Annotated in this window: 14 protein-coding genes; 7 read left to right on the forward strand and 7 right to left on the reverse strand. The window is 34.7% G+C overall.

Annotated elements, in window-relative coordinates; translation table 11 throughout:
- Nucleotides 1–179 precede the first annotated feature (179 nt).
- The 3 genes from AABL87_RS16650 (at nt 180) to AABL87_RS16660 (ending at nt 4914) form a co-directional block, all read left to right on the forward strand.
- The gene (locus tag AABL87_RS16650; protein WP_341277632.1) at nt 180–3416 is read left to right on the forward strand and encodes an AsmA-like C-terminal region-containing protein; all 3237 of its coding nucleotides are present in this window, start codon (nt 180–182) and stop codon (nt 3414–3416) included.
- Between the two features lie 81 nt (nt 3417–3497).
- Nucleotides 3498–4088 (forward strand): peptide deformylase, encoded by a 591-nt coding sequence (def, locus tag AABL87_RS16655; protein WP_006260363.1) that lies wholly within the window; start codon nt 3498–3500, stop codon nt 4086–4088.
- Complete coding sequence (locus AABL87_RS16660) at nt 4039–4914, forward strand: tetratricopeptide repeat protein (protein WP_225581659.1); 876 nt, start codon at nt 4039–4041, stop codon at nt 4912–4914. The genes def and AABL87_RS16660 overlap by 50 nt, the downstream gene beginning before the upstream one ends.
- Nucleotides 4915–4983: 69 nt before the next feature.
- On the opposite strand, the gene AABL87_RS16665 is transcribed toward AABL87_RS16660, so the two are convergent.
- Together AABL87_RS16665 and AABL87_RS16670 are read right to left on the reverse strand one after the other, a co-directional pair.
- The gene (locus AABL87_RS16665; protein WP_341277633.1) at nt 4984–5661 is read right to left on the reverse strand and encodes a response regulator transcription factor; all 678 of its coding nucleotides are present in this window, start codon (nt 5659–5661) and stop codon (nt 4984–4986) included.
- The gene (locus AABL87_RS16670; RefSeq protein ID WP_341277634.1) at nt 5654–6973 is read right to left on the reverse strand and encodes an ATP-binding protein; all 1320 of its coding nucleotides are present in this window, start codon (nt 6971–6973) and stop codon (nt 5654–5656) included. The genes AABL87_RS16665 and AABL87_RS16670 overlap by 8 nt, the downstream gene beginning before the upstream one ends.
- A 126-nt stretch (nt 6974–7099) precedes the next feature.
- On the opposite strand from AABL87_RS16670, the gene AABL87_RS16675 reads away from it, so the two are divergent.
- From AABL87_RS16675 to AABL87_RS16685, 3 genes are all read left to right on the forward strand, one after another.
- Nucleotides 7100–9460 carry a TonB-dependent receptor domain-containing protein gene (locus AABL87_RS16675; protein WP_341277635.1) on the forward strand — a complete coding sequence of 787 codons (2361 nt, stop codon included), beginning with the start codon at nt 7100–7102 and terminating at the stop codon, nt 9458–9460.
- A gap of 144 nt (nt 9461–9604) precedes the next feature.
- Nucleotides 9605–12805: a TonB-dependent receptor gene (locus AABL87_RS16680; protein ID WP_006266969.1), complete on the forward strand. Its 3201-nt coding sequence runs from the start codon at nt 9605–9607 to the stop codon at nt 12803–12805.
- 147 nt (nt 12806–12952) lie between these two features.
- Nucleotides 12953–14422: an SLC13 family permease gene (locus AABL87_RS16685; protein ID WP_006260357.1), complete on the forward strand. Its 1470-nt coding sequence runs from the start codon at nt 12953–12955 to the stop codon at nt 14420–14422.
- A 79-nt stretch (nt 14423–14501) separates the two neighbouring features.
- On the opposite strand, the gene AABL87_RS16690 is transcribed toward AABL87_RS16685, so the two are convergent.
- The 5 genes from AABL87_RS16690 to AABL87_RS16710 all read right to left on the reverse strand — a co-directional run bounded on the left by AABL87_RS16690 (nt 14502) and on the right by AABL87_RS16710 (nt 21126).
- Entirely contained in the window at nt 14502–15248 is a 747-nt protein-coding gene (locus tag AABL87_RS16690; RefSeq protein ID WP_006266970.1) for a glycerophosphodiester phosphodiesterase, read from the reverse strand.
- A gap of 198 nt (nt 15249–15446) precedes the next feature.
- A complete protein-coding gene (rimO, locus tag AABL87_RS16695) occupies nt 15447–16760 on the reverse strand; it encodes a 30S ribosomal protein S12 methylthiotransferase RimO (protein WP_006264477.1) in 1314 nt (437 codons plus the stop codon).
- 806 nt (nt 16761–17566) lie between these two features.
- Nucleotides 17567–18418, reverse strand: coding sequence for a membrane protein (locus tag AABL87_RS16700; RefSeq protein ID WP_006266971.1), 852 nt, complete (start codon nt 18416–18418; stop codon nt 17567–17569).
- A 109-nt stretch (nt 18419–18527) separates the two neighbouring features.
- Nucleotides 18528–20063 carry an OmpP1/FadL family transporter gene (locus AABL87_RS16705; RefSeq protein WP_025124969.1) on the reverse strand — a complete coding sequence of 512 codons (1536 nt, stop codon included), beginning with the start codon at nt 20061–20063 and terminating at the stop codon, nt 18528–18530.
- A gap of 25 nt (nt 20064–20088) precedes the next feature.
- A complete protein-coding gene (locus tag AABL87_RS16710) occupies nt 20089–21126 on the reverse strand; it encodes a hypothetical protein (protein ID WP_341277636.1) in 1038 nt (345 codons plus the stop codon).
- A 103-nt stretch (nt 21127–21229) separates the two neighbouring features.
- Here AABL87_RS16710 and proS point away from each other — a divergent pair, with 103 nt between their 5' ends.
- The gene (proS, locus tag AABL87_RS16715) at nt 21230–22705 is read left to right on the forward strand and encodes a proline--tRNA ligase (RefSeq protein ID WP_341277637.1); all 1476 of its coding nucleotides are present in this window, start codon (nt 21230–21232) and stop codon (nt 22703–22705) included.
- Nucleotides 22706–22834 lie beyond the last annotated feature (129 nt).

Genomic DNA, 22834 nt, shown 5'->3' on the forward strand with positions numbered 1-22834 from the left:
TGTCGCCGCCTTTCTTTATAGAATCCCCAATCTCGTATGAGGTTGGGGATTTTTTGTTTATATAGGGTAGTCATATTTTGTTTCTTCAGACAAGATGTTGTTCTATATTTCTGTTTAAGTTTGTTAAAGTTGCGAAAAAAAGATGTTACTTTGTACGCATATTGAAGATTAAGTAAGCTATGTTGAAAACTGTAAAAAAAGTTCTTATTAGGTTAGGAATAAGCATTGGAGTATTATGTGTATTAGTATTAGCACTAATGTATATTGTACCAGTATTTTATGCAGATCAGATAAATGTTAAGGTAAAGGAATTAATGAAAGAATCAATCAAAGGTGATGTAGACTTTGAGAAAATTGATCTATCATTTTATAATAGATTTCCTTTATTAACAGCTACAGTAGTTAATCCTAGTATAGCTGGTGTACAATTAGATTCATTGTATTCTGATCATTTATTTGAAGCTAAATCTGTTAGTTTAGGTGTCGATATCTTTAGTATAGTAGGTGGTAAATTAGCTTTTAATAGAATATACGTAGATAGTCCTATTGTTCACATTAATGTTACAGAAAAAGGAGAAGCAAATTATGATGTTTTTGTACCATCAGATGAAAAAGAAGAAAGCGATGAGAGTCTTGAATTAAAGATTGACGAACTTCATATTGATAATGCAGAAATAATCTATAATGATTTAGCTAGTAAGTTGAGTTTCATAGCTTCTGATTTTGATTATGTTGGTCAAGGAAATATGAGCGATGATGTATTTGATTTGTTGAGTAAAGCAAGTATACATTCTTTTGATTTGAATTTTGATGGAGTTCACTATGTGAAAGAAAAACCTATTTTAGCTAAGCTTCAAACTAAAGTAGATACAAAGTCTTTAACATTTGTCTTTGAAAAGAACGACTTACGTATTAAAGGTTTACCTGTTGATTTTAAAGGACATTTTGGTTTTATTGAGAATGGCTATGATATGCTTTTTGATATTAAAACAGAGAATGCTACTCTAGAACAACTGTTATCAGTAATACCACCAGAGTATCAATATTGGTTGGATGATACTAAATTTGCTGGAGATGTTAATGGTAAGTTTTTATTAAAAGGTAAATATGTTATTGTTGACACTTTAAGTCCTAATGTAGATTTATCATTGAAATTAAAGAATGGATTTATACAAAATAAACAAGTTAGTAAGCCTTTAGAAAATGTAGAACTTGACTTTGCTTATTCAATGCCAAAGTTAGATATAGAAAAAGGAAAAGTGTCTATTAATAAGTTGGCTTTTGATTTAGATAATAAACATACTGATATCAATGCAGAAGTTGAGGGCTTGACCGTTATTAATGCAAAAGGAAAGATCAATTCAATAGTTAATCTTGATTTATTTCAAAAAGCAATAGGTATTGAAGGATTTGCTATGCGTGGTGAATTAGCTTTGGATGGAGTTTTTGATGGAACTTACTCTAAAGGTATTGTTGAAAGAAGAACCTTACGTAAAGTATATAGAGACAGTACTATCACTAGTATTCCTCAATTCGATTTAAAAGGGTCTATAAAAGATGGATATTTTAAGTTAGAACAATTACCAGAAGCATTAGAAGCTATTAACTTTAACTTTGATATAGCAGCTAAGGATTCTAATTATAAAAATACTTCAGTTAGAATTTCTGATATTTCATTATCTGCTATGAGTAATTTTATAAAAGGTAATATATATCTAAAGAATCTACGTGATTACAATATTGAGGCGGATGTAGATGCTAAAGTGGACTTAGAGAATATAAAGGAATTCATACCAATAGAAGATATTGTGCTTAGAGGAGTGATTGATGCAAAGGGTAGTATAAAGGGAACATACGAGCCAAAGCGTAAACTATTCCCTGTAATTGATTCTGAAATTAAGTTTGTCAATGGATATGTTCAATTTAAACGTATACCTGACTTACCAATAGAGAATATTCAGATTCATACGATCATTAAGAGTAAGCGTGGATCTCTACATGACTTAACAATTAAAGTCTTACCAATTGACTTTAAAATAGCAGGAGAACCTTTCCAATTAGCTGCTAGTTTGTATAATTTAAATAACTTAAATTATAATGTGAAGTCAAAAGGAACATTGAATATAGGTAACCTATATAAGTTGTTTAAGATTGATGGAATAGATGTACGCGGTAGATTATTAACGAGTCTTTTCTTAAGCGGATTACAAAGTGATGCTGTAAAAGGAGATTTTGATAAATTAAAGAATGGAGGAAAGTTTGAAGTAGACAATATAACGGTGACTTCTGAGATGTTCCCAAAACCATTACATATTAAAAAAGGAGTATTCAAGTTCTATAAAGAAAAGATGAAGTTTGAGAAATTTGAAGCTACTTATGGTAGTTCTAAATTTTCTATGAATGGATACTTGACTAATGTGATTGGTTATATGCTGAAAGGAGATACTTTAAAAGGGAACTTTGATTTACAAACTCCTTATATGAATGTTGATGAATTTATGATGTTTGCAAATAATAAAACTAGTAATGTCACAACAGCAAATACATCTAACGCAGGTGTTATTCAGGTTCCTAAAGACATTAATATTGCCTTTAATGCTGTAGCTGATAAGATTAAATACACAGAATATAATATTGAAAACTTTACAGGTAATCTAGTTGTTTCTAAAGGAGGTATAGATTTGAAAGATACTAAGTTTAATTTGATAGGAACAAATGTTGCTATGAATGGAACTTATGAACCAACGGGCTATAGAAGTGCATTATTCAGTTATCATTTAAAAGCTTCTGAATTTGATATTCAAAGAGCATATAAAGAAATTACTTTGTTTAGAGAAATGGTGACAATGGCGAAGGATGCTTACGGAACAGTTTCTTTAGATTATAGTTTGAAAGGGAAATTAAACAGTAGTATGTTCCCTGTAATGAAGAGCATTGAAGGTCAAGGTACATTATCATTAGCCAATATTAGTTTTAAAGGATTTAAACTTTTAGGAGCTATTGCAGATAAGACGGATGCTAAATCGTTAGAAAAAGGAACATTATCTGACGTTAATATTAAATCATCTATTAAAGATAATGTAATGACTATTGAACGAACTAAAATGAAGATGGCTGGTTTTAGGCCACGTTTTGAGGGACAAGTAAGTTTAGATGGAGATTTAAATATTGGATTTAGATTGGGATTGCCTCCATTAGGTATTATAGGAATACCAATGAGAATAACAGGTAATGCAGAAGATTTTAAAATTAAGTTAGGTAGATATAAAGCAAGTGAAGTATTGGGACAAGGAGCAAAGGATGATGACGAAGATGAGGATGAAGGTACAGATGTAAAATCAGTGAATGATTCTATCCCTGCTCTACCAGAGGTACTGCCAGTACAAGCCCCTGATAGTCTTCCTAAGTCGGCATAAGTAAAAAGCTCAGAGATTCTCTGGGCTTTTTTTATTTATATGTGATTTAAGTTATATTTTTGACTTGTAAAACAAAATAAAATGAATACTTACACCAAGTTAAACGATATAGAAAATCTTCTTATACAACAAAGTACTGTAGAAGAACCAATGCATGTCTATCAGGTAGATAGCCCTGTGGAAGAACAAGTGCTTAGAATGAGATGTGAAGAAGTATTACCGACAGATGAGAACTTAAAATATCTGATTGCGAGAATGTATAAAACTGTTCGCAATGAAGAGAAACCTGGAGTAGGGATAGCAGCACCTCAGGTAGGTATCAATAGAAGAGTTTTTCTAGTGCAACGTATGGATAAAAAAGGAGAACCATTTGAGTTCTTTATTAATCCAGAGATTGTGTGGTATTCTAAAATATTGAGAAGAGGAGAAGAGGGATGTTTATCTATTGCTAATGAATATGGAGAAGTATACAGAAGCTTAGCTATTCAGATTACTTACTATGATTTGAGTGGAGAACATTTCCAAGAAGTGATAGAAGGTTTTACAGCTGTCATTATACAACATGAATTTGATCATCTGAATGGTGTGTTGTTTACTGATCGTATTAAAGAACAAGAAAATAATGAATATTATAATGCATCTCCTACCAGTGAGATTGTTTACCAGAGATAAACTACAGATTGTAGTATTTCTACTTATTAGTACTTGGTGTCTTACATATAACTGTGTTTATGCTCAGACTGTTGATTATAAGTATTCTTATGATGATTTAGAGCTTAGTTGTCCATCTGATGATATGGAAGTAGAACGATTATATAAAGTAGGTTTAGAAGCTCTTAATTCACCTAAGTATTATAATATCGCAGGTAAAGTGTTCTTTAGTTTAATAGAAAGAGATAAAACACTTTGTGATGCATATTTCTTTACAGGAGTAGCTTTAACTAAACAAGATAAGCACGAAGCCGCAGTAACGTATTATTACTATGCTGATAGTTTAGCTAGTAAGAGTAATTCAGTATTTAAAGAAGAGTTAGCAGAAGCAGCTTTAAGAGTCGGAAATATTGGCTTAGCGAGAAAGAAGTATGAAGAATTGATCAAGGACTTTCCCAATGACCCTGATGGTTATTATGGAATAGGGCTTACCGCTACTTCTTTAGGAGATATAGCTAATGGATTGCAAAAGCTAAGTATTGCAGAAGAGTTGTATATAACAGAGAATACCTGGACGGAGCAACGACAACAAGAAGTATATTTAATGAAGGGAATCCTCTTTATAGCGGATACTCAGTATGAGGCAGGTTTAGAATATTTAGATAAGTGCCAAACTACTTTTAATACGCTAGATGACTTTAATGCTAATTATGCACTTGCTTCAGACGAATTATTTAAAGAGACTAAGAATGAAAGTTATAAAGCGAAAGCCTTAGAAGCTTTAAGTAGAATCAAAGATAAAGGAAAACTGAACGAGACTTTTCTCAAACGTTTTCAAGATAAATAGCATAAGTAAAGGGATTGTGATCTTACTCGCAGTCCCTTTTTATATTGCTACTACGGAGTAGTACCAAGCTTATTTAAGGGATAAGTTCACTTCAAAACCAACTCCTCTTAAACTCAGGATACTTATTGATTCATCGTGTTGAAAGTATTTTCTTAAGCGGGTGACGAATACATCTAAACTACGTCCATTGAAGTAATCAGCAGACGGCCAAAGCTTCTGTAAGATCTCCTCACGAGATATAATATCACCATTATGACTGATTAATAGAAGTAATAAATCTCTCTCTCGTTCTGTCAGACGTATCGTTTCAGAAGGATGACTCAGCTTTAGCTGTATAGGATTAAAAGTATAGCTGCCTAATAAGTACTGTTCTGTTTTTGGTACAGCAGTTCGCTTTAGGATATTCTCTATTCGAAGCTTTAGTTCTTCAGGATCACATGTTTTAGAAATATAATCATCAGCACCGAGCTTTAACCCCATTAAGCGGTCAATACTTTGGTTCTTTGCTGTTAAGAATAAGAAAGGCAAGGTAGGTAATACTGTATTAATCTCTTTCGATAAGGTAAAACCATCTTTCTGAGGGAGCATAATATCTAATATCGCTAAGTCAAAGTGTTCTTGTTTTACAGTATCTACAACTTCTTCTGGAGTAGTGAACCATTTTACCTCAAAACCACAGATACCTAAATACTGTTGAATAACAGTACCATAATCAATATCGTCTTCTACTAATAACAGTTTATGCATAAGGTATTGTGATTTTAAAAGTAGTCCCTACTTCTAGTTTACTATTTATATTAATACTTCCGTGAAGTGATTTTACTATTTGTTGTACTTGGTATAATCCGATACCTAGTCCTTGGGTGTTATGGATATTGCCTTCTCGTATTCTATAGAATTTCTTGAAGACATCACTCTGTTTATCCTTAGCGATTCCCATTCCGTTATCTGTAATTGTGATAGTATACTGATTAGCTTCTGAAGAGATAATACATTTAATCTCTGTTCCACCATATTTAATACTGTTTTCTAATAGATTAAGAAGTACAGTTTCTATTTTAGTTTTAGATAGATTAAGTTCATTTTTAGCATTCCACTCTATTGATAATAATACTTCAGGATACAGGTTTTGGAGATCCTCTATCAGTACTAAAGCATCTTCTTTTTTATAGCTTTCTTCTTCATCTGATAGGATAGGATTAAGGCTATTCTGTAATCGGTCTAATCGATCTACTTGACGGAGTAGAAGGTTCACTGTTGGAGACTCATATTCTTTGGACAGATTCTTACAACCGTATTTTAAGGTAGCGATAGGTAGTTTAAACTCATGAGAGACATTGTCTACCATATTGTAGAGATTGTCTACCTCTTTTTCTTTTTGTTTAATTGTGCGATAGGCAATATAGTAAACGACTAAGAGTGATATAGCAACTATAGCAGTCAAAATAAGTAATGGTAATAGTGATAAAAGAGCTATACTTATAATATTTTTGATATCAATATATTGATTTTGATATAGAGAGAAGTGATGTTTATACTCTTTTTGTTCCTCTCTTACATCAGTTCGTTCACTACTTTCCTGTACCTCCCAGTTAGAAGTATTGGTCTTATAGGATTTATCTACTTTACGAGAGGTTTGAAGTAAAGTTATAGGAGCATCTAAAATCTCTTTTTTTTGATCATGTAATTTTAATTGAGACATATCATATCTGACAGCCACCTCGTACTTTTCATCAACAAATAAACTATCTATGATATGGCTAAAATGTTCTTCTCTTGATTTAATTACTTTTTTATTAAACTCTTTAAACTCATCTAATGTCTTTTCTCCATGCACTATATCTAAGAGCATTCTATATTGCTCATTCTCTTTCTTTATTGTGTATTTATTTAATATTCCAGATTCTTCTAGCTTGTCTATTCTAGTATGTACAGTAGTTACTATCTCTTTACACTTTAATTGAAAAGCATGGTATATATATGCTCCCATTACCCCTATCAGAAGTAAATAGAAAACACAAAAGATGATTAAGTAATATTTAGAATTTAGCTTTTTCATATACACAAATATACTTTAAAAAGAGAGTAATACATCAAGAGGCTTTTGCTGTTAACCGTTCATTAACCGTTCATTAACCGCCTTCTTTTTCTGAATACAGCACCTTTGTTTAAAATTAATGAAATTATGGTACGCATACTTATTTTATGGAGCATATTATTGTTAAGTGTATTAGTAAATGCACAAACAACTAACTCTCAGATCAAAGGAAAAGTAACAGACAATAAAAAGGAATTATTGGCTTTTGTTACTGTTGTAGCTAAAGATGCCGATGGCAAGATAGTACAGTCTGTTTATACAGATGAACAAGGTGTTTATGATTTAGACGCTAATGTATCCATTACTCAATTAGAATTTAGCTATGTAGGATTTAAATCTCAGACAATAGCTTTAGGTACGGCTCCAGCTATAGTAGAGTTAGCAGAAGATAACGCTATTTTAGAAGAAGTAATGATTACTGCCAAGCGTCCTACTATAAAAAGAGAGATAGACAGATTAGTGTTTAATGTACAAGATACGCCACTAGCGACTACGAATGCGTGGGATATTCTGAAACAAACACCTGGGGTCAATGCGATAGGAGATAACCTAAGTATCCGTGGGAGCTCTAGTATATTGGTGACGATTAACGATAGAAAGGTGATGCTGACAGGAGAGCAGTTAAAAGAGATGCTAGAATCTACAGATGGTACACAGGTAGAGGCTGTAGAAGTTATTACTAATCCTCCTGCTAAGTATGATGCTCAGGGGGGAGCAGTATTGAACATTAAATTAAAAAAGAACGTAAACTTAGGATATAAAGGGAGTGTAACAGATCGTTTTAAACAAACTACCTATGCAGTTAACACCTTAGGTACACAACATTTTTACTCTGGTGATAAAGTGAATTTATCTGGAAATTATTCTTATACAAAAGGATCAGGAGTACGCTATAATGAAGACAACGTTATCTATGAGAACGGAGAGCGTTGGAGTACAGACCTGACTCGTATGAATAAGATGAGAGGAAGACATAGTTTTAATGCGGAGATGGATGTAAAGGTAGATAGTACATTGACACTGACATTAGGAGGGGATGGCTATATTAATGAGCAAACCAAAGGTGATTATGTCATCCCTACATTAATCTATAATAAAGAGGGGATTGTAGAATCTAACTATACTACTTTTAATAAGAAGCGTGCTAATATGGATACGTACACAGGGTATTTTATGTTAGACAAGAAGTTTAGTCAAGAGAAAAACTTATTATGGTCTTCTTATTTTACGTATGATAACCAGAAAGATAACCAAGATGTACGAACTGAATTAAACTTTAAAAATCAAGTACCAACTGAACGCTTTTTCGCAACGAAAGATAACTCGCGTACACGATTAGCTGTATCTGGTATTGATTATACGATAGATAAAGAAACAACGAAGTGGGAGTTAGGAGGAAAGTATAGTATTGTCAAAGCTTTATATTCATTAGACTTTTTTGATACTAAAACAGGCAACCCTAATAAAGAAAAGAGTAACGATTATGATTATCAAGAAATCAACTGGGCTGGATATACCTCATTTACTAAAAAATGGGATAAATGGCAGGTTAAAACAGGATTGAGAGGAGAGTACACAGGCATTCAGACGAAGAGTACAGGAGTAGGAAGTAATACACAGTCTTACTTTAAGTTATTCCCTACAGCTTATGTGAAGTACGATCTAACAGAACAAGAACAATTGAGTTTTTCGTATGGAAAGCGTATTGACAGACCTTCGTATTCTTGGATGAATCCTGCGAAGAGTTACTATAATCTGTTTTCATATTTCCAAGGAGACCCTGATTTAAAACCAACGATCAGTCATAATTTTAGTTTAAGTTATAATTGGAATCAGTTAAATATTGAACTGTTCTATAATCGTGAGAGCAATCCATCTATGGAAATCTCTTATCAAGAACCTGAAAATAATATGTTAATCTATCATTATACGAATATAGATAAACGACAACTAGCGGGTATGATTGTAAACTATTCTCACCAGATTTTACCTATTTGGTCAGTGAGTCCTTTTCTTTACTTGCAACAGCAGGAAGATTATTTTTATGGTGTAGATAAGAAATTGTATAAGAATGATGCTTTAATATTTGGAGGGCGATTAAGTACTTCAGTTGATATTGAAAAGAAAAGTAACTGGAAAGCGATGTTGACCTATAACTTTTATACTCCTACTGTACAAGGGACTTTTAGAATAAGTGGTTATCAGCGTACAGACTTTATTATGAGTAGAGAGTTCTTGAAGAATAAGTTATCTGCTAATTTGTATGTGTATAATATTTTTGGTAGTGACAGACAGATCATTAGTACTAACTATGCGAATCAAAATAACTACTTTAAAGACTATAGCGATACACAAGGTTTTGCTATTTCTTTAAAGTATAATTTAGGAAACCAAAAGGTAAAATACAGTTCTAAAGAAATAGAGATGACAGAAAAAGACAGACTTTAGTATAAGATGATTATGAGTTAACACTTTAATAATAACTCTTTGAATTCTTGAATTTAAAAATGACAATTTCTTTACGTACTAAACATCTAGAGATAATAATGGAGGAATAGATTTGACTTCATTAATCAACTAGTAGTAACGTAAATGAAAAAAAAATTACAATTAGCAGGTTTGGTATGTGCGACTTTATTTAGTGCACAAGTTTTTGCTCAAACCACACAAGCTTCTATCCAAGGGATCGTATTACAGGATAATGCGATCCAACAGGGAAAAGAAGTTATGATTAGAAATACATCTACAGGATTTACCACACGTACTAAGACGAATGCTAATGGGGAGTTTGTCTTTAAAGAAATTCCATTAGGGGGTCCTTATATCGTTGTTACACAGGATGAGACTGGAGGAGAAGTTAAGAAAACGGGGTACTACGTAAACCAAGGGGATAATGTATTCGTAGATATTGTTATTGGATTAGATGATCAGCATTTAGAAGAAATCGTTATTGATGGAAAGAGCTTAAAGAATCAGAAGGAGTCTTTGGGGGCAGCGACTACTTTTACAGCGAGCTCTATAAAAAACCTACCGATTAACGGACGTAATTTTGCTAACCTAACGGATCTATCACCTTTATCGAATGGAGGATCTATAGGAGGACAACTAGGTTCTTCTATTAATTTTACGATAGATGGAACTACTGCTAAGAATCCTACATCAGGAGGGGCGACTACTAGTAGAAGTGGTGCTCCATATTCTGTGTCTATGGAGGCGGTACGCGAGTTTCAGGTAGTGACGAATCAGTATGATGTGACATTAGGGCGAAGTGGAGGCGGAACCGTAAGTGCAGTAACTAAATCTGGAACCAATGAGTTCTCAGCCTCTATGTTCTCTTATATGCGTGCAGATTGGTTATCTAGCCCGTACGATATCAACGGAAATAAGAAAGGGGATAGAGATTACTCTACTTATCAATATGGATTATCCTTAAGTGGTCCGATTATTAAGGATAAACTACACTATTTTGTAGCATGGGATCACCAGTTAGACACTCGATCACTAGTGATTGCAGATATTAATGGACCGGCAGATGAAGACAGATACGGTATTACTAACCAGACTTTAGACAAGTTCGTAGGTATTGCTCGTGATAAATATGGTGTGTCTAATAATCCTCAGTACGGAACATTTGACAAGAGAAGAAACTCTGATGCAGCCTTCTTGCGTTTAGATTGGCAGATTAACGAGAATAACTTATTAACGGTTAGAAATAACCTTACGTATGACTATAATCCACTAGGATTAGGGGATAACACACAGATTAATCTATACGAATCTTATGGTACAGATAAGAGTGTTGACAACAGTTTATTAGCTACATTAAGAACGAATATCAGCCCTAAGCTGACTAATGAGTTAAAGGTACAGTATCTATATACATTCCAGGATAGTCATCAGAGTGCAGAGTTACCAGGATGGTATATACCACGTGCTATTGTGGAGAACGTAACTTCTAATGTTGGAGGTGGTGTGCGTTCAGCTAATATACAGTTGGGAGGACACCGTTTCGCACAAGAGAAGTTCACCAACAATGTTTTTCAGGTTGTAAATAATTTATACTATAACACAGATAAAGTAAACTATACTTTCGGTGTTGACGTGATGCAGACTAATTCTAAGTCAGTATATGGTAGTGAAGTGAATGGACGTTTCCATTTTAATAATGATCCTGCTCTAGGATATTCGTCTATGGATAGCTTTGAGAATCTAAGACCTTATAGATATTATAGAGAAGTACCTTTAGTAGATGATCTTACTGTCGATGGAAATATATTAAATGCGGGTATCTATGGACAAATGAAGACTTCTTTATATCCTGGTTTAGATATGACTTTAGGGCTTCGTTTAGATTATGCGAAGTATCCGACAGCTAAGTTTAACCAGTTAGTATATGATGAGCTAGGACTAAGAACAGACAATAACTTTAAGTCTTTGATTGTACAGCCACGTATTCAGTTTGATTGGAATATCAATGAGAACAATACAGACTATATCCGTCTAGGTGGAGGTATCTTTGGTTCGGATGTGAATAACTATGCATTGATTAACAACCTTACTTTTGATGGTAGTAAGTTAGCTACTGTAGATGTAATGGGAGCTGATGTACCTACTCCAGACTTTGAAGCTTATAGAAAAGATAAAAACGCAATACCTTCTTTGACTCAACATCAGTTAAGCACAATCAATTTCACAGGAAAAGACGCAAAAGTACCGATGGTGTATAAGGCTAACTTATCGTATACACACTTCTTCAGCAGTAGATTTAAGGTTAGTGTGACAGGGTATATGAACTTAGCTCGTAATAACTACTTCTATAAAGATAGAAATATGGTGGATAAACCATTCTTTACTTTAGACAATGAAGGAGGAAGAGGAGTATTCGTCCCTGCAGAAACTATTTTAGCGAACGGTGCTTCTGATTGGAAACAAGGTAGAAAATCAAACCAATTAGGTCGTGTATTAGAGTTAGTAAGTGAAGGAAAAGTAAATAACTATGCTTTAGTATTTGACACGAACTATAACTATTATAGAGATGGACAGATAGCAGTGAGTTATACTTGGAACTCTACTAAGGACAATACTTCTTATAATGGAAACGTAGCTAACTCGGCTACACTAGGACTACCAGTAGCAGATGATCCTAGAGATTTAAGCAAGATGAGTTATTCTGATAATCACTTTAGACATAAATTAGTAGTGTATGGTAATGCACCTAGTTTCTACGGAGTGAATGTAGGAGTGAGATTCTCAGGTATTGGAGGAACGAGATATAGCTTATTATCAGGGGGTAATACGAATGGAGATTTTGTTAGTGGTAATAATGACTTAGCATATGTATTTGACATCAATGATCCTAAGACTCCACAGCATATTAAGGATGGATTACAAGCGATTATGGATAATCCAGAAGTAAGTAGTAGTCTTAAAAATTATATCCAAGATAGCTATGGTAAAATAGCAGAGAGAAACGGAGGAAAGAATAGTTTCTATGGTGTATTTGACTTGCGTATAGCGAAGACTTTCCATGTTAAAGGGAAACACAAGTTTGAGTTATCAGCAGATGTATTTAACGTAGCGAACTTATTGAATAAAGATTGGGGAGTGAATAAATCTATGAGAACGCAGTCTCTATATGCTTTAGGTGTACCTAAGAAAGGAGAGACAGCTGCTTTACCAGGTTTTGATCAAGCTACACAACAATTTAATTATAGAGTAAATACAAAAGGGACTCCTGTCAATAGAGGAAACCCATACCAAATACAAATAGGGTTAAAATATAGTTTTAATTAATGCTTTCATAGTTAATAGATTATCAGGTTAATGCACTAATTCTTAAAAGTGGGACTCGTCAGAGTTCCACTTTTGTTTTTATTATACAATGGTAAAAGTGGCTTGATGTACTAATTTGTTGTAATTTTAAAGGTTAAATACAAGAATATGGAATTTGATTACTTTGACAAGATTAGGAAGATTAGAACGGGTATCCGATTCTACAGTGAGCTTCTAATAGAGGCTTCGTGGAATATGTGGAATATCAAAACGAGGGTAGGTATTTTCTTCTTTTCTTTAGTCGCTGCACTGTTAGGTACTTATTTTTTAGCTCCAGATGTTTTTAGTGAAGCTCAGAAATACACCATGTTTATTTTAATATTCTCTATATTACTCTGGGCGACAGAAGCCATTCCTCCCTTTGCGGTAGGGATTATGATTATAGGTTTTCTCGTCTATACCATGGGGAATATACAGGGAGCCACGATTTCGCCCCAGGAGATATCAGATACCTGGTCAGACAGTGTGATCTGGATATTCTTAGGAGGTTTCTTCTTGAGTGAAGGAATGCGGAAGACCAATCTTGACTTGTCGTTGTTTAAGAAGACCATTTCTATTTTTGGCTCTAATCCTAATATGCTAGTATTAGGTATTATCATTGTTACTTCAGTTCTATCCTTGATTATCTCGAATACAGCGACTGCAGCTATGGTATTAGCTTCGGTAATGCCCTTGATAGATAGAGAGGGGAAAGACTCTAATATGTCTAAGGCTATCTTAGTCAGTATTCCAGCTGCTGCTACCTTTGCAGGGATGATGAGTATGGTATCTACACCTCCTAACTTAATCGTAGTGAACGTATTGAAATCTAAAGGATTCGATGTTACGTTCTCTCAGTGGTTGTTATTAGGGTTCTTACCAGCGGTGGTTTTATTAGGGACATTCTGGTATGCTGTAGTGCGCAAGTATACTTCTAAGGTAAAAGGATTAGATGTTTCGTTTGCAAACAAAGCCTTAGAAATGACGAATAGTATGCGCTTACAGCGTCTAGCCGTTATTATCATCTTAGGAGTGACAGTATTGATGTGGATGTTAGGAAGTAGATTACATATACCTACAGCAGGAGCCGCGATGGTGCCTATTATGTTCTTGCCGATGTTGGGGATTATCACAGCAGAGGACGTGCGCAGATTGCCTTGGGATACCTTGATGTTAGTAGCGGGAGGACTGTCTCTAGGGATGGCTATTAAAGAGCTACTAGCACCATATTACTCTCAGTTCTTAGCAGGGATGGAGTTTAATATGATCGTGATGATGATTATTTTCGCAGTAGTGACAGTGTTGTTTTCTAATATTATGAGTAGTACTGCTACAGCTACTATTGTGATTAATATTGCGGCTATTGTACTACCTACAGATCAGTTATTACCGGTAGGGTTAGTAGTAGGACTTTGTTCTTCGTGTGGATTATTCTTACCAGTATCTACACCGCCTAACGCCATTGTCTTTGGTACAGGGATGTTGAAGCAAAAGGACTTCGTACTCGGTGGATTATTTGGAGCGATATTAGGTACTACGATTATCATCTTATGGGTGTTATTCTTACAGTATTTCACAGGTTTCTTTGAAGCAATATAAAGTATAAATAACGAATAAAATAAAAGGCATATTCACACTGAATACGCCTTTCTGCTTAAAATAACCTAACCAAAATGTATTATATTCTCTCTGGGAAGTTGGTGATGATACCGTCTACTTTTAAGTCTTTTAGACGTTGGATATCTTTCTCTTCATTCGCAGTATATGGATATATTTTTAACTTAGCTTGTTTGATTTTACTCACGTTTTTCTCATTCAATGTTTTGAAGTAAGGATTGATCGCTACAGCCTTGATCTTATGTGCAAATTCGATAGCATCAGCTGGCTCTTTAGAAGTCAGTACAGCGATGTCTAAATTAGGATCTAGAGCAGCTATTTTTTCTAATTCATCCCATTTAAAACTAGAGATGATAAAGTCTGCATTCGTCCATCCTTTTTGTTTGAACTGTTGGATGATAGCGTATGTACCTTCTGCGGTATTCGCTCCTTTTAGTTCTATATTTAATACCGCTTTCCTATTGATAGCAGAAATAATATCTTCTAGGGTAGGCATTTTATATTTACCATCTACTAGTAGCGCTTGTAGTTCTGCTTGAGTATATTGTTCGATATTTCCTTTACCGTTCGTTAGTCGTTCTAAGGTATCATCATGATGTACCATTAGAGCGCCATCTTTTACTTTGAACACATCTATTTCGATCGCATCAGATTTCATCTCTACAGCTTTCAGAACAGATTCTACTGTGTTCTCCGTTACGTGTCCCATAGCACCTCTATGTGCGATACGCAATACTTTATTATCTTGTGCAAATGCAAATGAACTCATAGCTAAACATAAAACTAATAGTCTCTTTTGAAATCTCATGGTATCTGTTTTAATTGATTAGGACAAAGATGAATGTTTTATGTATTGTCAACTTTACCTTAATATTATTGTTGTGTAAACAAACTAAAATAAAACTCTTGATAGGAGTGTAGCCAGAGACTATATGATTAAATAATTTTTTAGATTCTAAAAGAAAGGTACAAAAAAAGCTGTTCAGTGAAGAACAGCTTTTAAATATTATTTTACTGGTGTACCGAATAAGTCAAACTCATAAGCACTATCGATGTGGATATCTGCATATTCACCTATTTTCAGATAGTGTTTAGTAGCGTCTATTCTTACCTCGTTATCTACGTCTGGGCTATCGAACTCAGTACGTCCGATGAACTCAGTACCTTCTTTTCTATCAATGATACAACGGAATGTCTGTCCTATCTTCTCTTGGTTTAGATCAAAAGAGATTTGTGCTTGGATTTCCATGATTTCATTAGCACGAGCTTGTTTTACCTCTTCAGGTACATCGTCTTCTAATTTATAGGCATGTGTATTCTCTTCATGAGAGTAAGTAAAACATCCTAAGCGTTCAAACTTCATTTCTTGTACCCAATCTTTCATGATTTGGAAGTCCTCTTCTGTTTCTCCTGGGTATCCTACGATTAATGTTGTACGAATAGCCATACCTGGTACAGCTTCTCTAAACTCTTTTAATAGCTTAGTTGTCTTCGCTTGTGTAGTACCACGGCGCATAGACTTTAAGATATTGTCAGAGATATGTTGTAGAGGAATGTCTAAGTAGTTACAGATCTTAGGTTCTCTCTTCATTAGTTCTAATACATCCATAGGGAATCCTGTAGGAAATGCATAGTGAAGACGGATCCATTCGATACCTTCTACTTTCGCTAAGTTCTCTAATAGCTCTGCTAAGTTTCTCTTTTTGTATAAATCTAATCCGTAGTAAGTCAAATCTTGAGCGATCAAGATTAACTCTTTTACTCCGTTTTTAGCTAATCCCTCAGCTTCTTTTACTAATTTCTCGATAGGTTGAGATACGTGTGCTCCTCTCATTAAAGGGATAGCACAGAAGCTACAAGGACGGTCACATCCTTCAGCGATTTTAAGGTAAGCGTAGTTTTTAGGAGTAGTCGTCAGACGCTCTCCTAATAATTCGTGTTTATAGTCAGCTCCTAATGCTTTTAATAACAAAGGTAAATCTGTCGTACCGAAGTATTGATCTACATTAGGGATTTCAGCTTCTAAATCAGGTCTGTATCGCTCAGATAAACATCCAGTAACGAAGACCTTGTCAACAATACCTTCCTCTTTTTTCTCTACGTATTCTAAGATTGTGTTTACTGATTCCGCTTTTGCGTTATTAATAAAACCACAAGTGTTGATCACCACAATATTAGCTTCATCATTAGCAGCCTCATGTGTTACCTCTTTTCCACTTGCTTTTAATTGTCCCATTAACACTTCACTATCGTAAACGTTTTTTGAACAACCTAAAGTAATTACGTTGATTTTATTCTTTTTTAAAGTTTTGGTTCTCATTGATTTAAAAAAATTGGACTGCAAAATTACATTTTTTTTAGCTACAAACTAAGCGCTTTAGTATAATTATGTGAATCTAGTAGTCTAATTATAAGCATTCTGTTTTAGAACCTTGATTTTATGAGGGATATAAATCAATCTGTGTTTGAGATAAGATTTGATTGTACAGCGCCATCGTTGCTTTTCTATTTTAGATGTTTACAAAACACCTAAAGATTTTGAAGAGTCCTGTTTCTTAAGAATAATATTTACCTCTTCAACAGTGCGACAACACCTCTTCAAGGTTCCTTCAAGAAAAGTGCTTTAAACTAGAGCAATCTTGGGGAAATGTTGAAGAAGTGTTGAAGGAATAGGTATGAAGGCTTGTGTTTAGTAGGATAATGAGGTGTTAAGGTTGAATGGTAATAAAAGGGTGTTTTTTGGTAATGATTTGATATTTAGGTTTTTAATGTTATTTGTTCTCGATATGAGTATAAAAAAGATATAATTTTTTATAAGAAAAGGATAGTGATAGTAGGGGAAAAACTGGTTTTGAGTAAAAAAAGGAGTGAAATGAAGGGGATAAATTACTATAAAACGATTTTTAAGGGGCGAAATGGATAAATAAATAGAAGTAAAATAGAAAATGAAGAAGAATAGGTTTAGCATTCGTTTTGAACTATATCACGAGATAGAGTAGGGGTTCTAAATGAATAAATAGTGCTGAGGTTCTATTTATACGCTATGTACTGTAAATAATGAGAATAAAAAAGAGGCTATCAAATAAATGATAACCTCTTGGTATATTGTTTGTTTATGTGTCTTTATTATAATCTAAAGATACCACCGAATACAATGATTGTTTCTCCGAACCAGAAGTTGTGCATAGCTCTATCTGATTTGCTAGCTGTAGTACGTACATCATACATATCGATGTATCCACCTTTTAACTCTGCTTGAACGAAGAAGTGTTTAAAGAAAGTCACGTTAAGACCTGCTTTAGCTGATAGACCAAATCCAGAAACGTGGAATTCGTCATATCTTTCTTTACCTAATAAAGTAGTATTTGTTTTTGGGAATACAATACCAGCTCCAACACCTTCAGTTAAGTTGATCTGAACTTTATCTGTGTTCCATACTCCAAAAAGTTTAGAGATGTCATCCACACGGTTTAACTCTACGTTGATATAGTTTAATCCGTCTGTGTGTTCGAACATTAAGAAATCTTCAGTTAGGTTTACTTGGTTAGGATGTCCAGGAATAGTTTCTCCATAAGAACCTTGACCAGGGTAGTATCCTAAGATACCTACTGTTTGGTTTTGATCCATTACATATTTCATGTGATCAACTCCTAAAGAGATATTATATTTATCAGTAATAAAATAACCCACTCTTAAGTTCGTTTGTGGAATAGTCATACGAGTAGGGTTGATGTAGTCGATATGCCACCCTTTAGGTTTGTCAGACGCCTCTACATTCTGTAAGATGAAGTCATAGTCATCACCTCTAAAACGAATGTCAGAATTACTGAAAGTACCGCGGTTACCTCCCCAGTAAATGTAGAATTTACCTTTGTTAGAATCTGTATAACGCAGAGGAGTAGTTACACCTTCTTGAGCAAAACTTGTAGCAGTAGCAAGCAAGCATATTGCAGCGAAAAGTTTAAAAATATACTTCATTATTTGCTTATTATTATTTTTATAAAAATCGAACTGCAAAGGTATAATAAAAAAATCTCTTTATCGGTTTATCCGATAAAGAGATTAAGTACTTAAACTTCTAATCTAATTAGAAATTAATGTTGTATGTCAAACTTACAAAGTTATCTGTCGTTTTAATATTAGCAGGCTTATAAGGATTTATACCTGTAGTATCAACTAAGTAAGAATTATAAGACTGTGAAGTTCTAGAATAAGACAAGTCTAAACGAGAACTACCGAAAGTATATCCGATACCTGCAGAGTAGCCATTTAGGTCACCATACATTTTATAATCCTTCTTATAAGGACTCTGCTCGAAGCGATATCCAGCTCTTAAGCTTACTTGCTTGATAATGTATTCTCCTCCGACACGTACTTCACTTGCTCCTGTCATCATGGTATTGATTCCTTGGTTTAAGCCGTAGTAAGTATCATTACCTGTAGGTCTGAACTCGTTATTGCTATAATCTTTGAATGTATAGTCAACACTGATCAGTCCTTTATCTTTAAAGATATAAGCTAAACTCCCTGTGTATTTAGAAGGGGTTCTCAGTCTATAACGATCGAATACATTCACTACTCTAGGATCTACTACAGCATTATTCTCACCTACACGAGATGTAGAAAGCCCTTGGATTAATTCATCCTTTAGAGAGTACCAAGTAGGTGATTCGTATGCCAGACCTGCTCTTAAAGATTCAGTAATCTGTCCAATGGCTCCTATATTAAATGAGAATCCTGTCCCATAAGTATAGACTTCATTAAAATAACTCATTGACTGAATAGATCCTTTTCCTCCTGGTGTAGCGATAGTCTCCTGAGCAAGGCTGCTCTGAGTGTAATCTACTACGTGAATATTCAGGTTAGCTCCTACATAGAATCGTTGCCCAAGTTGTGCTGCAAAGTTAGCTGCAAACTTGTTTGTGAACCCGCTGTTGCTAAATGTTCTAGCTTGGTTATACTGACTATTTTGATTATAGTTCGCTGTATATGTTCCGTCTTGTGTACCTTTATTGATTAACCATGCTTCGTGTGCTAAGTAGGTTTGTTGTCCTACGAACCCTCCATTATGACCAGCATACATATAGGCTTGCTCTGCAGAGTTAGCTTGTGGTTGTGCGATACCATGGGGTACTTTAGCTCCATTAGCCATGTTTAGGAAATAGTCTCCTAAACTATTGTGTGTATTCGTTCCTCTGAATAAGATGTCGTTTCTTAGATTCTTAGTGCTCTCATAGTTAAGTCCTATCGTGAACTTTTTCATCGTAGCGTTGTCATTGTAGTTGTTAAAAACAAATACTGCTCCCATCTGACCTAAGTCTAGACCATCATAGTTTTTTGACGTATTATTACCATAGTAGTTAGCTTTATTGTTTCTAGCTAAATAAGATAAACTGAAAGCTGCTGTATTATAATTAAATATAGCTCCCCCTGCCGGGTTAATATTCGTGGCAGATAAATCTCCCCCTACTGCACCAAAAGCTCCACTCATTCCTCTAAAACGAGCTGTACCATTTAGATCCGATTGATTATATCTCATGACATCTGTAGGTGCAGTTTCTTGAGCATAGGCTGCTGCGGATAGTAAGATAGAACTTACTAATGTATAAAAATACTTGTTCATTTTTTCTGTCTTGTTTACTTATATATTATCTACTGTAACTACTGCGTGAACTACCTCCACCGCTAGAAGAGCTTCTAGATCCTCCACTGTAACTACTTCCACTACTGCGCGAGTATGAAGAAGAAGGGGTAGAGTAGCTGCTACGTGAATAAGAACTTCTGGAGTTATTATTATAGTTGCTATTGCTATTATTAGAAGAGCTATTGTTATAGCGAGAGTTATTATATGAACTAGTACCATAAGAAGATCTTGAGTAAGAACTTCTAGAGTTGTTGTTATAACCTGAGTTGCTGTTTCCTCTATTATTCGTTTGGTAGCTTGATCTGCTATAACTCGATCTACTGCTATTAGAGTAGTTACTATTACTTCTTCCAGAGTAGCTACTTCTTGTATAGGCAGAGTTGCTATTCCCTCTATATCCGTTGTTAGAGTTGTATGATGATCTAGTGTAGCTAGATCTTCCTCCTGTAGGATAAGCTACATTATTATAGTAGTAATTAGGTCTGTGTGAGTAGTATCCTCCATAATAAGGATAGCCATAATAGCCACCCCATGGACGACCATAGTATCCACCGCCCCAGCCCCAACCAAAGCTCATGCCGAACCCTCCACCCCAGTAGTATGGACTATAGAAAGGATCGTAATAACCACCCCAATAACTACCGTAGTATGGATAGCCGTAGCGACCATATCCATAGTAAGGGTATCCGTAACTATTATTATAGTAATTAATACTTACACTGCTAGGTTCTGTCCCCCAAGAGCCGTAAGATACAGCTTGTTTAGGTTTGTGTTGAATAACACTGTCATTGACTGGTGAAGTATATTGATTTACATCAGTGAAATATTCAAACTCGTCACTTTTTGACTTGAAATACTCCGCATAGTAATTAGCGTCAGGATTTTGATTGTTGCGATATTGTTGAGTATTCTCACCTTGACTATATATACCATCGTGATAAGAGGTATTATAATACGAACCACAAGAAACAGTTAATCCTCCTATAAGCAAAAACATACCTAATTTGCTTAATAATCTAGAAGTTTGGATAATTGTTTTCATTTCGTTGTTTTTTTAATTGTCGGTCAAAACAAATTTAGTTAGTTTTGTGGAATTATTATAGTTAATTAAGAGTTAAACAATTTTAACTGCTAATATATTAAAAATGAGCAAGAATATTACTAAAAGAAGTGAGGACTACTCTAAATGGTACAATGAATTAGTTGTCAAAGCAGATTTGGCAGAGAATTCAGGTGTACGTGGATGTATGGTTATCAAGCCTTACGGGTATGCTATCTGGGAGAAGATGCAAGCAGAGTTAGACAAGAAATTTAAAGAAACTGGTCACCAAAATGCTTATTTCCCCTTGTTTATCCCCAAATCTTATTTTAGTAAGGAGGCAAGTCACGTAGATGGATTTGCTAAGGAGTGTGCAGTTGTAACTCATTACCGATTAAAAACAGGAGAAGACGGAAAAACGATAGAGGTAGATCCAGATGCTAAGTTAGAGGAGGAGTTAATCGTACGTCCTACATCAGAAACAATTATTTGGGATACATATAGAAAGTGGATTGAGTCATACCGTGACTTACCAATCTTAGTGAATCAATGGGCGAACGTAGTTCGTTGGGAAATGAGAACTCGTCTATTCTTAAGAACAGCTGAGTTTTTATGGCAAGAAGGTCATACTGCGCATGCTACTGAGAAAGAAGCTGTAGCAGAGGCAGAACAAATGTTAGACGTTTATGCAGACTTTGCAGAGAACTTTATGGCTATTCCAGTTGTAAAAGGATTCAAAACAGAGAATGAGCGTTTCGCAGGAGCTATTGAGACTTACTGTATTGAGGCACTAATGCAAGATGGTAAAGCATTACAAGCAGGTACATCACATTTCTTAGGACAAAACTTTGCTAAGGCATTTGATGTTAAGTTTACTTCACAAGAAGGAAAACAAGAGTACGTATGGGCTACATCATGGGGAGTGAGTACTCGTCTGATGGGAGCATTAATCATGACTCACTCTGATGACAATGGTCTAGTATTACCACCAAACTTAGCACCTATACAAGTAGTTATCGTACCTATTCATAAAACTGACGAGCAGTTAGATGCTATTCGTGAGGAAGTGAAAAAGATTACAGATAGATTTAAGAAATTAAATATTTCTTTCAAATTTGATGATCGTACAGCATATAAGCCAGGATGGAAATTTGCTGAGTACGAACTAAAAGGAGTGCCTGTGCGTGTAGCTGTAGGGCCTAAAGATCTAGAGAATGGAACTTTCGAAGTTGCACGTCGTGATACGCTTACTAAAGAGGTGGTGTCTAAAGAGGGTATCGTAGAATATATCCAAGATCTATTAGAGACTATCCAAAGTAACTTATTTAAGAAAGCTTACGATTATAGAGCTGAGCATATCACTGAGGTGAATTCTTTTGAAGAATTTAAAGAAGTGCTAGAAGGTAAGGGAGGATTTATTTCTGCACACTGGGATGGTACTGTTGAGACAGAAGAAAAGATCAAAGACCTTACAAAAGCTACAATTCGCTGTATTCCAATTGATAGAAAAGAGGAAGAGGGAATATGTGTGCTAACAGGCAAGCCTTCTAAGGGTAGAGTATTATTTGCAAAAGCATATTAATTTCATTTTTTTTTGTTTTTCTCTTGCGGGATAAAAAATTTATTGTAGTTTTGCATCCGCATTAGAGAAACAAATGGTCCGTTCGTCTAGGGGTTAGGACGCCAGGTTTTCATCCTGGTAACAGGGGTT

Source organism: Myroides sp. C4067, assembly GCF_038039665.1.
GTDB classification, from domain to species: Bacteria; Bacteroidota; Bacteroidia; order Flavobacteriales; family Flavobacteriaceae; genus Flavobacterium; species Flavobacterium odoratimimum.

Excerpts from the sequence above, each read along its gene's own strand:
- AABL87_RS16650 (WP_341277632.1), top strand. The coding sequence starts at position 180 with ATGTTGAAAACTGTAAAAAAAGTTCTTATTAGGTTAGGAATAAGCATT.
- def (WP_006260363.1), top strand. The coding sequence starts at position 3,498 with ATGAATACTTACACCAAGTTAAACGATATAGAAAATCTTCTTATACAA.
- AABL87_RS16660 (WP_225581659.1), top strand. The coding sequence starts at position 4,039 with ATGAATATTATAATGCATCTCCTACCAGTGAGATTGTTTACCAGAGAT.
- AABL87_RS16665 (WP_341277633.1), bottom strand. The coding sequence starts at position 5,661 with ATGCATAAACTGTTATTAGTAGAAGACGATATTGATTATGGTACTGTT.
- AABL87_RS16670 (WP_341277634.1), bottom strand. The coding sequence starts at position 6,973 with ATGAAAAAGCTAAATTCTAAATATTACTTAATCATCTTTTGTGTTTTC.
- AABL87_RS16675 (WP_341277635.1), top strand. The coding sequence starts at position 7,100 with ATGGTACGCATACTTATTTTATGGAGCATATTATTGTTAAGTGTATTA.
- AABL87_RS16680 (WP_006266969.1), top strand. The coding sequence starts at position 9,605 with ATGAAAAAAAAATTACAATTAGCAGGTTTGGTATGTGCGACTTTATTT.
- AABL87_RS16685 (WP_006260357.1), top strand. The coding sequence starts at position 12,953 with ATGGAATTTGATTACTTTGACAAGATTAGGAAGATTAGAACGGGTATC.
- AABL87_RS16690 (WP_006266970.1), bottom strand. The coding sequence starts at position 15,248 with ATGAGATTTCAAAAGAGACTATTAGTTTTATGTTTAGCTATGAGTTCA.
- rimO (WP_006264477.1), bottom strand. The coding sequence starts at position 16,760 with ATGAGAACCAAAACTTTAAAAAAGAATAAAATCAACGTAATTACTTTA.
- AABL87_RS16700 (WP_006266971.1), bottom strand. The coding sequence starts at position 18,418 with ATGAAGTATATTTTTAAACTTTTCGCTGCAATATGCTTGCTTGCTACT.
- AABL87_RS16705 (WP_025124969.1), bottom strand. The coding sequence starts at position 20,063 with ATGAACAAGTATTTTTATACATTAGTAAGTTCTATCTTACTATCCGCA.
- AABL87_RS16710 (WP_341277636.1), bottom strand. The coding sequence starts at position 21,126 with ATGAAAACAATTATCCAAACTTCTAGATTATTAAGCAAATTAGGTATG.
- proS (WP_341277637.1), top strand. The coding sequence starts at position 21,230 with ATGAGCAAGAATATTACTAAAAGAAGTGAGGACTACTCTAAATGGTAC.